Origin of the sequence: Jannaschia maritima, from assembly GCF_030973515.1 — a bacterium.
Lineage (GTDB): Bacteria > Pseudomonadota > Alphaproteobacteria > Rhodobacterales > Rhodobacteraceae > Jannaschia > Jannaschia maritima.
This window is the reverse complement of the sequence record NZ_JARGZA010000016.1, coordinates 72,742-85,995: the sequence shown is the minus strand read 5'-3', so window position 1 is coordinate 85,995 and position 13,254 is coordinate 72,742. Positions and strand designations below refer to the sequence as shown.

General features: G+C 71.4%; 11 protein-coding genes. 5 read left to right on the top strand and 6 right to left on the bottom strand.

From position 1 onward, the window contains the following. Positions 1–112 precede the first annotated feature (112 nt). Both P0084_RS14825 and P0084_RS14820 read right to left on the bottom strand, forming a co-directional pair. Complete coding sequence (locus P0084_RS14825; RefSeq protein WP_308917649.1) at positions 113–2,731, bottom strand: TRAP transporter permease; 2,619 nt, start codon at positions 2,729–2,731, stop codon at positions 113–115. 71 nt (positions 2,732–2,802) lie between these two features. After that, on the bottom strand, positions 2,803–3,777 hold the full coding sequence (locus tag P0084_RS14820) for a TAXI family TRAP transporter solute-binding subunit (RefSeq protein ID WP_308917648.1): 975 nt from the start codon (positions 3,775–3,777) through the stop codon (positions 2,803–2,805). A gap of 168 nt (positions 3,778–3,945) precedes the next feature. Between P0084_RS14820 and P0084_RS14815 the strand changes: the two genes are divergently transcribed. Continuing rightward, positions 3,946–5,265 (top strand): aspartate aminotransferase family protein, encoded by a 1,320-nt coding sequence (locus tag P0084_RS14815; protein ID WP_308917647.1) that lies wholly within the window; start codon positions 3,946–3,948, stop codon positions 5,263–5,265. Continuing rightward, positions 5,262–6,014, top strand: coding sequence for a 3-keto-5-aminohexanoate cleavage protein (locus P0084_RS14810; protein ID WP_308917646.1), 753 nt, complete (start codon positions 5,262–5,264; stop codon positions 6,012–6,014). The genes P0084_RS14815 and P0084_RS14810 overlap by 4 nt, the downstream gene beginning before the upstream one ends. A 105-nt stretch (positions 6,015–6,119) precedes the next feature. Here P0084_RS14810 and P0084_RS14805 read toward each other — a convergent pair whose 3' ends face one another. The 3 genes from P0084_RS14805 to dacB are packed head-to-tail and all read right to left on the bottom strand — an operon-like array spanning position 6,120 to position 8,544. Then, entirely contained in the window at positions 6,120–6,617 is a 498-nt protein-coding gene (locus P0084_RS14805) for a tRNA (cytidine(34)-2'-O)-methyltransferase (RefSeq protein WP_308917645.1), read from the bottom strand. A 9-nt stretch (positions 6,618–6,626) separates the two neighbouring features. Beyond that, positions 6,627–7,088, bottom strand: coding sequence for an excinuclease ABC subunit B (locus tag P0084_RS14800; RefSeq protein ID WP_308917644.1), 462 nt, complete (start codon positions 7,086–7,088; stop codon positions 6,627–6,629). After that, entirely contained in the window at positions 7,081–8,544 is a 1,464-nt protein-coding gene (gene dacB / locus P0084_RS14795) for a D-alanyl-D-alanine carboxypeptidase/D-alanyl-D-alanine endopeptidase (RefSeq protein WP_308917643.1), read from the bottom strand. The genes P0084_RS14800 and dacB overlap by 8 nt, the downstream gene beginning before the upstream one ends. 230 nt (positions 8,545–8,774) lie before the next feature. On the opposite strand from dacB, the gene P0084_RS14790 reads away from it, so the two are divergent. Then, positions 8,775–9,620, top strand: a complete 846-nt coding sequence (locus tag P0084_RS14790; RefSeq protein ID WP_308917642.1) for a DMT family transporter — start codon at positions 8,775–8,777, stop codon at positions 9,618–9,620. A gap of 52 nt (positions 9,621–9,672) precedes the next feature. Here the strand turns inward: P0084_RS14790 and P0084_RS14785 are convergent, their stop codons facing one another. Next, on the bottom strand, positions 9,673–10,290 hold the full coding sequence (locus P0084_RS14785) for a nicotinate-nucleotide adenylyltransferase (RefSeq protein WP_308917641.1): 618 nt from the start codon (positions 10,288–10,290) through the stop codon (positions 9,673–9,675). A gap of 113 nt (positions 10,291–10,403) precedes the next feature. On the opposite strand from P0084_RS14785, the gene ettA reads away from it, so the two are divergent. Next, positions 10,404–12,059, top strand: a complete 1,656-nt coding sequence (gene ettA / locus P0084_RS14780) for an energy-dependent translational throttle protein EttA (RefSeq protein WP_308917640.1) — start codon at positions 10,404–10,406, stop codon at positions 12,057–12,059. Between the two features lie 282 nt (positions 12,060–12,341). Next, positions 12,342–12,764, top strand: a complete 423-nt coding sequence (locus P0084_RS14775) for a DUF2335 domain-containing protein (RefSeq protein WP_308917639.1) — start codon at positions 12,342–12,344, stop codon at positions 12,762–12,764. Positions 12,765–13,254 lie beyond the last annotated feature (490 nt).

The window sequence follows — 13,254 nt, the reverse complement described above, 5'->3', positions numbered from 1 at the left end:
GCGGTGCGGCCATGGACATACCCCCGTTTGGTCGGATCCCGTTCCCGACCACCTTAGTCGGATACCGGGCGGAAGGGAACCACCGATCCAGCGATCCCGGGGGAGGCGGCGGTCATTCCGCCGCCGCGGGCACCGCGCGGCCGCCGGCGGGGGAGGCCCGCCCCCGCTGCAGCATCGCGATCAGCCCCAGCAGCGCCAGCGCGGGCACGAAGATCAGTTCCTTGGGCCATTGGTCCGCGTCCGCCTGCACGGCGGTCAGGGTCACGCGTTCGTCGCCATAGAAGTCGAACGACGACAGCGCGTCCCCGATCTCCGTCCCGAAGCCCGGCTCGTCCAGATAGACGGCGTCGCCCTCGGGGATCAGGAACAGGCCCAGCGCGTCCAGGCGCTCCGCGCCCGTGGCGCCTTCGGGGACGGTCAGGGGCACGGTCACGTCCTTGACCTCGAACGTGTCGAAGTCGGGACCGGACACCACGGTCCGCAACGTCGATCCGGGCCGGGCGTCGGCCAACGCCTGCTCGAAGGCCGCGGGCGCTATGTCCTCGAACGGGGGCTGGATCTGGTTCATGAAGAAGCCCGGCCGGAACAGCGCGAAGGCGATCAGGAGCATCGCCACCGTTTCCCAGATGCGGTTCTTCGCCAGGAACCAGCCCATCGTGGCCGCCGTGAAGACCAGGATCCCCACCGTGGACACGATGAAGACGACGATCCCCTGCGTCCACGTCACGTCGATCAGCAGCAGGTCGGTGTTGAAGATGAACACGAAGGGCAGGGCGACCGTGCGGAGTGAATAGAAGAAGGCGATGAACCCCGTCTTGATCGCGTCGCCCCCCGACACGGCGGCGGCCGCGAACGACGCCAGTCCCACGGGCGGCGTCACGTCGGCCATGATCCCGAAGTAGAACACGAACAGGTGCACCGCGATCAGGGGCACGATCAGCCCCGACTGCGCCCCCAGCTCGACCACCACCGCCACCATCAGCGAGGACACGACGATGTAGTTGGCCGTGGTCGGCAGGCCCATCCCCAGGATCAGCGACAGGATCGCCACGAAGATCAGCATCAGGATCAGGTTGCCGCCCGACAGGAACTCCACGAAGTCGGCCATGACCTGCCCGATGCCGGTCAGGGACACCGTGCCCACGATGATGCCCGCCGTGGCGGTGGCCAGGCCGATGCCGATCATGTTGCGCGCGCCGTCGATCATGCCCGCGATCAGGTCGCCCACCCCATCCCGCAGCCGCGCGGCGAAGTCTGATTCACCCCGGAACAGCGCCTTCAGCGGCTTCTGCGTCAGCAGGATACCGAACAGCAGGAACGTGGCCCAGAAGGCCGACAAGCCCGGCGACTTGCGTTCGATCATCAGGAAATAGACCAGCACCACGATGGGCAGCAGGTAATAGAGGCCGGTGGCATAGATCTTCGCCAGGTCGGGCAGCTCCACGACCTCCGCGTTCGGGTCGTCGGGCTCCAGGTCGGGGCTGCGCGCCGCGACCCAGACCAGGGCCACGTAGACCACCGCCAGAAGCGCGGCCAGGATCCAGCCGGACCCGTCGGGGAACAGCGACACGATCCAGCCCACCGGGTACTGCGTGGCATAGCACAGGATCGCGAAGCCCGCGAAGAAGGCGAACATGCCCCCCAGGGTGCGGCCCACCGACACGACCTTGTCGCCGATCACGGGCATGTCGTTCTTCACCGCCTCCAAGTGGACGATATAGACCAGCGCGATGTAGCTGATGACCGCCGGCAGGAAGGCATGGGTGATGACCTCGACGTAGGAGATGCCGACGTACTCGACCATCAGGAAGGCGGCGGCGCCCATGACGGGCGGCATGATCTGGCCGTTGACGGAACTGGCCACCTCGACCGATCCGGCCTTTTCCGGGCTGAAGCCCACGCGCTTCATCAGCGGGATGGTGAAGGTGCCGGTCGTGACCACGTTGGCGATGGACGAGCCCGAGATCAGGCCCGTGGCGGCCGAGCCCACGACCGCGGCCTTCGCGGGTCCGCCCTTCAGGTGGCCTAAGGCGCCGAACGCCATCTTGATGAAGTAGTTGCCCGCCCCCGCCTTGTCGAGCAGCGCGCCGAACAGCACGAACAGGAACACGAAGCGCGTGGACACGCCCAAGGCGATGCCGAACACCCCTTCCGACGTGATCCACATGTGGCTCATCGCCTTGCGCAGGGACGCCCCCGCCCAGCGGATCTGGTCGGGCACGACGTCGGACGATCCGAAGAACACGTAGAACAGGAAGACCAGCGCCAGGGCGACCATGACGGGCCCCAGCACGCGATAGGCCGCGACGAACAGAAGGATCAGGCCGGTCAGGCCCGCGATCGCGTCGGTGTCGTCGGCCAGGCCGCCGTTCTGCACGATCTTGTCGTAGAAGAAATAGCCGTAGAGCGCGAAGAACACCCCAGCGAGGCCCAGGATCCAGTCGTACCACGGGATCCGGTCGCGGGGGCTGGACTTGAACAGCGGATAGGCCATCGCGGCCAGGAAGATCGCGAAGGCCAAGTGGATCTGGCGGGAGTTGTTGATGGCATCGCTGGGCAGCACGTAGGGCGCCACGGGCGAGGCCAGCAGGACCTGGAACACCGACCAGGCCAGCGCCACGCAGGCGATGAAGGTGCCCACCGCACCCGACGGGTTGCGCGCCCCGCTGTCGTTGGCCGAGACCAGCTCCTGCAGTTCGGCGTCGCTCAGCGCGCGCTTGTCCTTGGCCATCGGATCGTCCCCCGTGTCGCGTGGCGCCGGGGGCGGGCGGGCCGCCCCCGGCGATGTCGGTCAGGCGGCCGTCACTGGCTCAGGCCCGCCTCGTCATAGTACCGCTTGGCCCCGTCGTGGATCGGCGCGGACAGTCCGGCCGACGCCATCTCCGACGGCTCCAGGTTGGCGAAGGCGGGGTGCAGGCCCTTGAAGTCCTCGATGTTGTCGAAGACCGCCTTGACCAGCTGGTACACCACCTCGTCGGGGACGTCGGCGCTGGTCACGAAGGTCGCGCCCACGCCGAAGGTCTGCACGTCCTCGTCGTTGCCGCGATACATGCCGCCGGGGATGGTCGCGGTGCGGTAGAACGGGTTGTCCGCGATTAACTGTTCGACCTCGGCGCCCGACACCTCGACCAGCACGCTGTCGCAGGCGGTCGTGGCCTCCTGGATCGATCCCGACGGGTGCCCCACGGTGTACACCATCGCGTCGATCTGGTTGTCGCACAGCGCGGCGGACTGTTCCGCGGCCTTCAGCTCCGTCGCCAGGGCGAAGTCGTCGGTGGTCCAGCCCTTGGCCTCCATCAGCACCTCCGTGGTGCCGCGCGCGCCGGAACCGGGGTTGCCGATGTTGACGCGCTTGCCCTGCAGGTCGTCGAACGTCTCGATCCCGGCCTCGGCGCGGGCCACGACGGTGAAGGGCTCCGGGTGGATCGAGAACACGGCGCGCAGCCCCTCGAACGGGCCGCCGTCCTCGAACTGCGACGTGCCGTTATAGGCGTGGTACTGCCAGTCGGACTGCGCGACCCCGAACTCCAGCTCGCCCTCACGGATGGTGTTGATGTTGTACACCGACCCGCCCGTCGATTCGACCGAGCAGCGGATGCCGTGGTCGCGACGGCCGCGGTTCAGCATCCGGCAGATCGCGCCGCCGGTCGGATAATAGACGCCCGTGACCCCCCCGGTGCCGATGGTGATGAACGATTCCTGCTGCGCGTGGGCCGCCGGGGCCACCAGGGCCGCGGCCACCAGGCCCGCGGCGGCCGTCTTGAAACTGATCGTCATGCGGATCTCCCTATCCTCGTCGTCGGCCCCGACAGGGGCGGACGGGGGCGCGGGGCCGCGGGTCGCGCGGCCGGACTCCCCCATGGGGCGAGTGTTCGCCACGAATTCGGGTTGGTCAATCGTTTCCGGGCGTGGTCCTGTCATTGCGCCAACCACGAAGGCCCGCCGGTGTCCCACGTCTTCGCCCGCCAGTCCCGCAGCCTGCCCCCCCGCGCCGTGCGGGGCGAGGGCGTGTACCTGTGGGACGACCGGGGCCGGCGGTACCTGGACGGGTCGGGCGGGGCGGCGGTGTCCTGCCTGGGCCACGGCGACGCGGACGTGGCCCGCGCGATCGCGGATCAGGTCGACCGCCTGGCCTTCGCGCATACCGGCTTCCTGACGTCGGACCCCGCCGAACGCTTGGCCGACCGGCTGATCGCCCACGCGCCCGGCGACCTCGACCGGGTCTATTTCGTGTCCGGCGGGTCGGAGGCGATGGAGGCCGCCCTGAAGCTCGCCCGTCAATACATGCTGGAGACCGGACATCCGGACCGCACCCGCTTCGTCGCCCGCCGGCAATCCTACCACGGCAACACCCTGGGCGCGCTGGGCGCGGGCGGCAACGCGTGGCGCCGCGCGCCCTTCGACCCCTTGCTGACGTCGGCTAGCCACATCGAGCCCTGCTACGAGTACCGCCTGCGCGAACCGGGCGAGACGTCGGAGGACTACGCCATCCGCGCCGCCGACCTGTTGGAGGCGGAGCTGCGACGCCTGGGCCCCGAAACGGTGATCGCCTTCGTGGCCGAGCCCGTCGTCGGCGCCACGGCGGGGGCCGTGCCGCCCGCGCCGGGCTACTTCCGGCGCATCCGCGAGATCTGCGACCGCCACGGCGTGCTGCTGATCCTGGACGAGGTGATGTGCGGCATGGGCCGGACCGGCACGCTGTGGGCCTGCGAGCAGGACGGCGTGGCGCCCGACATCGCCGCGATCGCCAAGGGGCTGGGCGGGGGCTACCAGCCGATCGGCGCGATGCTGTGCACGCGGGCCATCCACGACGCCATCCGGGACGGCACGGGCGCCTTCCAGCACGGCCACACCTATGGGGGTCATCCCGTCGCCTGCGCCGCCGCCGACGCGGTGCTCCGCAAGCTGACCGACGGGGGGCTGGCGGACCGCGCCGCGACGATGGGCGAACGCCTGGCCGCGATGCTCCACGACCGGTTCGGCGACCACCCCCATGTCGGCGACATCCGGGGCCGGGGCCTGTTCCGCGCGTTGGAGCTGGTCGCCGACCGGGACGCGAAGCGGCCCTTCGACCCGGACCGGGGGGTGGCCGCCGCGATCAAGGCGGCCGCCTTCGCGCGCGGCCTGATCTGCTATCCCACCGCGGGCACGATCGACGGGCGGCGGGGCGACCACGTGCTCCTGGCGCCCCCCTTCATCGTGACCGACGACCACCTGGCCGAGATCTGCGACGCGCTCGCGGGGGCGCTGGACGACGTGCTGTGACGCCCCTGCCGCGATTGATGGTGGCCCCCAACGGCGCGCGCCTGACGCCGCGGGACCACCCCGCCTTGCCCGTCACGCTGGACCGCATCCTGGCCGACGCCGCCGCCTGCCACGCGGCGGGCGCCGACGGGCTGCACCTGCACCTGCGCGACGCGGATGGCGGCCACCTGCTGGACGCGGGCGCCTACCGGGAAGCCTTGACCGCCCTGCGCGGCGCCGTGCCCGCCCTGCGCGTCCAGATCACCACCGAAGCCGCGGGCCGCTACGACCCCGCCCACCAGCGCCGCGTCGCCCTGGACGGCGGGGCCTGCGCGGTCTCCGTGTCGGTGCGCGAGGTCACGGCGGACGGTACGGACGGCATCGCCGCCTTCTACCACGAATGCGCCGCGCGCGGCATCGCCGTGCAGCACATCCTCTACGACCGGGCGGATGCCGACGCCCTGTCGGCCCTCTTGCCGGTGATGCCCGCCACGCAGGTCCTGTTCGTGCTCGGCCGCCATGCGCCCGGCCAGCGCGCCGACCCGGCGGACCTGACCCCGTTCCTAGACTGGATGGCCGGGGCGGACGCGGTGCCCGACTGGGCCGCCTGCGCCTTCGGCCGGGCCGAGACCGCCTGCCTGGTCCGCGCCCACGCCCATGGCGGCAAGCTGCGCGTGGGGTTCGAGAACGCGCGCCACCACGCCGACGGCACCGTCGCGCGAAGCAACGCGGACCGGGTGGCGGCGGTGCGGGCGGCGGCGGGGATCTGACGGCCACCCGGATCGGGGGGGAACCGCTCGACGCGAACCCCGGACGTCCCCGTCGCCGTCGGCCTCGACCCGACGATCCACCTCCATGCCCCCCCCCTCGCCCCATCACCCCCCGAGCAGCCCCCGGAACGCGACATAGGCCGCCGCCGTCACCGCGTTGGACAGGTTCAGCGACCGCACGTGGGGGCTGCGCATGGGCAGGCGCACGGTCCGGTCGCGGCGCCCGTCCAGCACGGCGGGGGGCAGGCCGGTCGTTTCGGTCCCGAACACCAGATGCGCGCCCGCGGGCCAGTCCACGTGGTACACGCTCGTCGCGCCGAACTCCTCGAACGGGAACAGCGCGTCCTCCGGCGGGGCGCGGCGGGCCAGGAAGTCGTCCCAGCCCTCGAAGCGGTGCAGGGGCACGTGCGGCCAGTAATCCAGCCCCGCCCGCCGCACCGCCCTGTCCGACAGGTCGAACCCCAAGGGCCCCACCAAGCACAGATCCACCCGCAACGCGGCGCAGGTCCGCGCGATCGTGCCGGTGTTGCCGGGGATCAGGGGCTCCACCAGGACGATCGCGGGCGGAGGCCCGGCCGCCGCGCGGAACCCGTCCCCGCCCACGATCCGCCCCTAGGACAGGGCCGTGGACGGGCAGCCCCGGAACGCCCGCACGGGCCCGGCGGCGCCGTCCAGCGATACGGGCACGCGGAGGGTCCCGGCCGCCGCGACCGCCGCGCCGTTCCGCTCCAGCCCGTTCAGGACGTTGCCGAAGCCCCGATCCGTGACCGTCAGCGTGCGCCCGTCGTCGGACAGGACGTGCCGGTCCGTGGTGATCGTCGACGCCGTCCCGCCCCGGAACAGCAGGGCGAAGACCGGCGCGTCGGGCCAGGTGCCGTCCGCCAGCGTGATCGCGATGGCGTATTCCGGCAGCGCGGGGTCGAACGTGACCACGACCGCCGCCGCCGCCCCGTCATGCGACAGGGTGCAGACCGGGTCCGGCGCGAACGCCCACGCCGCAGCAGCGGAAGGGGGCAGCGACAGCAGGGCCGCGCCCGCCGCGCGGACGGGGAAGGACGCCCGGTGGTCAGGCATGGACGTCCCACCACCGCGCCATCAGCTCGTGCTGCAGGTTGCGCGCGCGGAGGCCCCAGGCCTGACCGCCGGCCGGGCGTTCCCGCTCGCCCACCGGCAGGGCCTCCCGCCGCGGGGGGTCGGCGGCGAAGACCGCGAAGGCCAGCGTCCGCCCCGAGCGCGCGTCGAAGTACCCGGCCAGGCCGGACGCGAAGTTCAGCGTCCCCGTCTTGGCGACCGCCATGAACGGCTCGCGCCCCTCCTGGACCACGCGGTCGCGCAGGATGGGGCGCAGCACGCGCTCGGCCTCCGGCGCGCACAGGACGCGCACCATGTCCGACGCCGACAGCCGCGACGTGCCGTTCAGCCCCGAATGGTCGTCGAAGGCGGCCCGCCCCACGCCGGCCCGCGCGCCCAACCAACCGGCCATCGCGTCCCCCGACGCCGCCAGCGTCACCGTGGACCCGCCGCGCGCGCGCGTCGCCGCCAGCCCCAGGCATTCGGCCGTGATGTTCGTGGAATAGCGCAGCATCCCCGCCGCCACGCGCGCGAGCGGCGCGCCGTCCTGCTCCGCCACCACGCGGCCCGCGGGGGCGTCGGCCACGACGCGCGCGGGCCCCACCGCGATGCCGTGGGACCGCAGCATCGTGCGCATCACGTCGCCCGCATAGACCAGGGGGTTGCGCACTGGCAGCCAGCGCGCGCCCGCCCCCCCCAGCTGCGCGCGCGCCACCGTCCAACGGTCCACCGCCCCGTCGGAGGCATAGGTGTAGACCGGCAGCGACCGGTCCGCGACGGCCATGCGCGCCGACGCGACGTCGGGCCGGAACCGTTCGGTGCGCGCGTCCATCGTGACGCGATAGTCGCCGTCCCGGCGCTCCCACCCGAAATGGACGCGGTTGAAGTTCAGGTTCAGCCCCGACACCGCCGGGTTGTAGCCCACGTGCGGCGGCTGGGCCGGATCGATCCGCGGCAGCGTGGGCTGCGGGCCGGGCGACACCAGCAGCTCCCCCTCGATCGCCGTGACGCCCGCGGCCTTCGCGGCCGCGGCCATCGCGTAGAGCCCGTCGGTGTCGAGCGACGGGTCCCCCCCGCCCAGGAGCGCCAGGTCGCCGCGCAGGACGCCCCCCTCGACCGGGCCCGTGGCGCACAGCCGCGTGCGGAAGGCGTGGTCCGGTCCCAGCGTCTCGATGGCATAGAGCGCGGTGACCGCCTTCAGCACGGAGGCGGGGGGCAGGGCGCGCAGGGGGTTCACCGCCTCCAGCACCGCGCCCGTGCGGGCGTCGGCGACCACGGCGCTGACATGCCCGCCCAGGCCGGCGGCCGCGATCAGGTCGCTCGCGGCGGGCGCCCCGCGGGCCAGCGCGTCCTCCGGCTTGCGCGGCGGGCGGGCCGAGCGCGCCAGCACCTCGAACGCGTCGGCCCGTCCGACCGCGCCCAGCGCCAGGGCGCCGCCCAGGAATGTGCGTCGCTTCATCCGTGTCTCCGTCCCCGGCGGGACCCTGCCGCGTGGCGGCGCGGAAGGGAAGCCCAGGGGTGCGGGGCCGCCCTTCACGAACCCATAAGGACATGCCCCCGCGCGTCGACCGGACCCTCGGATCGCCGGTCCCGGCCCTGCGACGCGCGCCGGGCCCCGGGCCTTCCGAGGCACCCGTCGCCCCCGACCCCCGCTTGCCATCCGCCCCTCGCCGGTCCCTAACCCCCGCCATGGACCGCACCCTCCTGGGATCCGTCGCGTTGATGTTCGTGGCCATGTCGCTGATCCCCGTGGGCGACAGCGCGGGCAAGATCCTGACCACGCGGCACGGCGCGGATCCGTTCTTCGTGGCCTTCGCCCGCTTCGCCGTGGGGACGGCGATGGTGCTGGTTCTGGTGCGCGGACGCGTCCGGTGGCCCCTGTTCCGCGACCCCCGGCTGTGGCTGCGCGCCGCCCTGATCGCGGGCGGCATCGCCTGCATCCTCACGGCCCTGCGCACGGAGCCCCTGGCGAACGTCTTCGGCGCGTTCTTCGTGGGACCCCTCGTCTCCTATGTCCTGTCGGTGTGGCTGTTGGGGGAACGCGTCCGCCCCGCGCAGACCGTTCTGGTGGCGCTGGGCTTCTGCGGCGTCCTCCTGGTCGTGCGACCGGGCTTCGGCATGACGCCGGGCCTGGGCTTCGCGGTCGCGGCGGGCCTGCTCTACGGGGGGTTCCTGACGGCGTCCCGCTGGCTGTCGGGCGCGGTGCCCCCCATGCAGCTGATGGTGTCGCAGACGGTGATCGGTACGCTCCTGCTGGCGCCCCTGGGCGCGTGGGACTGGCCGCCCCTCGATGCCGCGACCGTGCCCCTGCTCCTGGTGTCGGGCTTGGCCTCGGCGGCGGGCAACGTCCTGCTCGTCTTCGCCTACCGCCGCGCGGGCGGGACCGTGCTGGCGCCCTTCGTGTACTTCCAGCTGATCGCCGCCACCCTGCTGGGATGGCTGGTCTTCGCGGAGTTGCCCGACGCCGTCACGCTGACGGGCCTCGCGCTCCTGGTGGGGGCGGGGCTCTCGACGCTCGCGGTGCGGCGGGGCTGATCGGTCCGTCCCGCGCTCGTCACACGTCGATCACACGGCCATTCCACGACGGTCAAACGAGGCCGCCTCGCGTGACCCACCCGCCCGCGGCCCGGATCGCGGTGCTGCTGGCAGGGTGCATCGGCACGTTCACCAGGCACCAGGCGGGGGGGTCCATCCCCGCCAGGCCCGGGGCCCCGGCCTCCGGCACCTGCCAGCGGCGGAAGGCGTGGGCCGCAGGCGACATGCGCGCGGCCATCCGGTCGCCGGGCCGCGCCACGACCCCCACGGGCACCGTGCGCAGGATCCGCCGCCAGCGGTCCCAGCGGTGGAACTGCGCCAGGTTGTCGGCCCCCATCAGCCACACGAACCGCACCCCCGGATAGAGCCGCCGCAGCCCCGTCAGCGTGGCCGCCGTGTGGCGCGTGCCCAGCCGCGCCTCAATGTCGGTGACGCTCACGCGGGGGTGGCCCCCCAGCAGCGCACGCGCCCGCGCCACGCGGCGCTCCAGGGGGGCGGGGCCGTCGCGCTTCAACGGGTTGCCGGGGCTGACCAGCCACCACACCCGGTCCAGGCGGAACCGCTTCAGCGCTTCGCGCGTCGCGTGGACGTGGCCGTCATGCGCGGGGTCGAACGACCCGCCCAGAAGGCCGATCGCCATGCCGGTCCGGGCGTGGGGCGTCGCGTCCATGGCCGGGGACATGCCCCACGGCCCCCCCCCGCGCAACCGCCCCGGATTGAACCCCGCCGCACTCCCCGCCATATGGCGGGCAACCCACGAATTCACGAAAGCGGTGCGATCCCATGGCGGCCTATCAATACGTCTATCACATGGACGGCGTGTCCAAGCAGTATCCCGGCGGCAAGAAGGTGTTCGAGAACATCCGCCTGTCCTTCCTGCCCGGCGTCAAGATCGGCGTCGTGGGCGTCAACGGCACCGGCAAGTCGTCCCTCATGCGGATCATGGCGGGCCAGGACAAGGATTTCCAGGGCGAGGCCTGGGCAGCGGAGGGCGCGAAGGTCGGCTACCTGCCGCAGGAACCCGACCTCGACGACACAAAGACCGTGCGCGAGAACGTGATGATGGGCGTGGCCGAGAAGACGGCCAAGCTGGCGCGGTTCAACGAGATCGCGATGAACTATTCCGACGAGACGGCCGACGAGATGGCGCGCCTGCAGGACGAGATCGACGCCGAAGGGCTGTGGGATCTGGACGCCCGCGTCGACATCGCGATGGAGGCCCTGCGCTGCCCGCCCGACGACGCCAGCCCCGCCAGCCTGTCGGGCGGCGAACGCCGCCGCGTGGCCCTGTGCAAGCTGCTGCTGCAGGCGCCCGACATGCTGCTCCTGGACGAGCCCACGAACCACCTGGACGCGGAAACGATCGCCTGGCTCCAGCGCCACCTGATCGACTACAAGGGCACCTGCCTGATCGTCACCCACGACCGCTACTTCCTGGACGACATCACGTCCTGGATCCTGGAGCTGGAGCGCGGGCGCGGCATCCCGTGGGAAGGCAACTATTCGTCCTGGGTCGAGCAGAAGGCCAAGCGGCTGGAGCAGGAGGCGCGCGAGGACAAGTCCCGCCAGAAGACCCTGGCGCGCGAGCTGGAATGGATGCGCTCCAACGCCAAGGCCCGCCAGACCAAGTCGAAGGCCCGGATCGCCGCCTATCACGAGATGGCGGACCGGCCGGAAACGGAACTGGTCGGCAAGGCCCAAATCATCATCCCCAACGGCCCCCGCCTCGGCGCCAAGGTGATCGAGGCCGAAGGGCTGACCAAGGCCTATGGCGACAAGCTCTTGTTCGAGGATCTGTCCTTCTCGCTGCCGCCCGGCGGCATCGTCGGCGTGATCGGCCCCAACGGCGCGGGCAAGTCCACCCTGTTCCGCATGCTGACGGGGCAGGAACAGCCCGATGCCGGGTCCGTCGAATACGGCGACACGGTCAAGCTGTCCTACGTCGACCAGTCCCGCGACGACCTGAACGCGGACGACAACGTGTGGCAGGCCATTTCCGGGGGCGCGGAGATCATCAAGCTGGGCAAGGCCGAGATCGCGTCGCGCGCCTATTGCGGGGCATTCAACTTCAAGGGCTCCGACCAGCAGAAGAAGGTCGGCATCCTGTCGGGGGGCGAGCGCAACCGCGTCCACATGGCCCGTCTGCTGAAGGACGGCGGCAACGTCCTGCTTCTGGACGAGCCGACCAACGACCTCGACGTCGAGACCCTGCGCGCCCTGGAAGACGCCATCGCCGAGTTCGCCGGCTGCGCCGTCATCATCTCCCACGACCGCTTCTTCCTCGACCGCCTGTGCACGCACATCCTGGCCTTCGAGGGCGACAGCCACGTGGAATGGTTCGAAGGCAACTTCGAGGCCTACGAGGAGGACAAGCGCCGCCGGCTGGGCGACGAGGCGATGCGCCCGAGCCGGGTGAGCCACAAGAAGTTCACGCGGTAGGGTCGGACCGTCGCGGTGGACAAGAACGTTGTCCACCGCATACGCTTCCTTATATCGTTCTGGGCTATCGCGTCACCGAACGGACAGGAGGGCCGGACATGAACAGCAGATGGAACGGTCTTCGGAACGGTCTCCGTCGGGGGTTCGCATCGCTTCTGGTCGTCGCCGGCCCGACCCCGACATGGCGGTTCGTGCGCCGGCCTGACAGCATAACCGCGTTGCGCGGGGACATGGTCGCCGTGGGAAACGACCTCAAGCGCGTCGCGCGGAGAGAGATGGCGATTGAGCGGCGAACGGGATGAAGACCCGGCGACCGTGTCGCCGAAACCGGATGTCCTGGAGCCGAACGCTTCCTCGAACGACGAAGCGGCCCAGACCGTATCCGCATACTGGAACGGTCCGTTGCCACCGCCTGCGGTTCTCGAGGATTTCGACAGGGTCGTTCCCGGCGGGGCGGAACGCATCTTCGCGGCGTGGGAGGGCGAGACGGCCCACCGGCATGCGCTGGAGAAACGCAATCTTCTTTTGAGCGCCGTAGATACGATCCTCGGAAAGGTGTTCGCGTTCCTCTTCGTATGTGGCGCCCTCGGGGCGTGCATCTACACGGCGGCGATCGGCGCTAATTGGGTTGCCGCGATACTGGGGAGCGGGACGATCGCAAGTGTCGTCTGGGCTTTCGTCAAGCAACGGGAACGCGACGACTGACCCATGACAGGGTAGCTTCGTTCGCCCCGTGAACACCGTCTCCTGTGGATAGCACGTCCTTGGCCCTTCCCACATGGCCAGGAAGGTCTTCGATATCGGCGGTCCCATCCCCTTGCCATGGCCGGTCCGACGATACTCCCCACCTGCGCCCCGGACCCGATCCGAGACCCCGATCCCCCGTGCCAAACCACGGCACCAGCCCGGCGAGATCGCAGGCCGCGCTCAAAGCACCCACCCAACCGAATCACCCACCCGTCCGACGCAGGGCAGACACCGCGCAGACGTTCCGCAGACACGCGCCGTCCACGCCCCCCGGCGGCCCGTCCGGGCCCACGCCAACCCTGCGGACACGTGAAACCCCCAACGCCCGTTGGAACCATCACCCCCTTGCCCGGCACCCCCGCTCGCGCGCAGACTGTCCCCATCGGCACCCCCCGACGCCGCCCAGGCCCGAGAATCTCTCGCCGCACCGCAGCGAACGCGCCGTCGT

Bases quoted from the DNA above. Each gene is read 5' to 3' on its own strand.
- P0084_RS14820 (WP_308917648.1), bottom strand. From the start codon at position 3,777: ATGACGATCAGTTTCAAGACGGCCGCCGCGGGCCTGGTGGCCGCGGCC.
- dacB (WP_308917643.1), bottom strand. From the start codon at position 8,544: ATGAAGCGACGCACATTCCTGGGCGGCGCCCTGGCGCTGGGCGCGGTC.
- P0084_RS14785 (WP_308917641.1), bottom strand. From the start codon at position 10,290: ATGGACGCGACGCCCCACGCCCGGACCGGCATGGCGATCGGCCTTCTG.
- ettA (WP_308917640.1), top strand. From the start codon at position 10,404: ATGGCGGCCTATCAATACGTCTATCACATGGACGGCGTGTCCAAGCAG.
- P0084_RS14790 (WP_308917642.1), top strand. From the start codon at position 8,775: ATGGACCGCACCCTCCTGGGATCCGTCGCGTTGATGTTCGTGGCCATG.
- P0084_RS14800 (WP_308917644.1), bottom strand. From the start codon at position 7,088: ATGCCTGACCACCGGGCGTCCTTCCCCGTCCGCGCGGCGGGCGCGGCC.
- P0084_RS14825 (WP_308917649.1), bottom strand. From the start codon at position 2,731: ATGGCCAAGGACAAGCGCGCGCTGAGCGACGCCGAACTGCAGGAGCTG.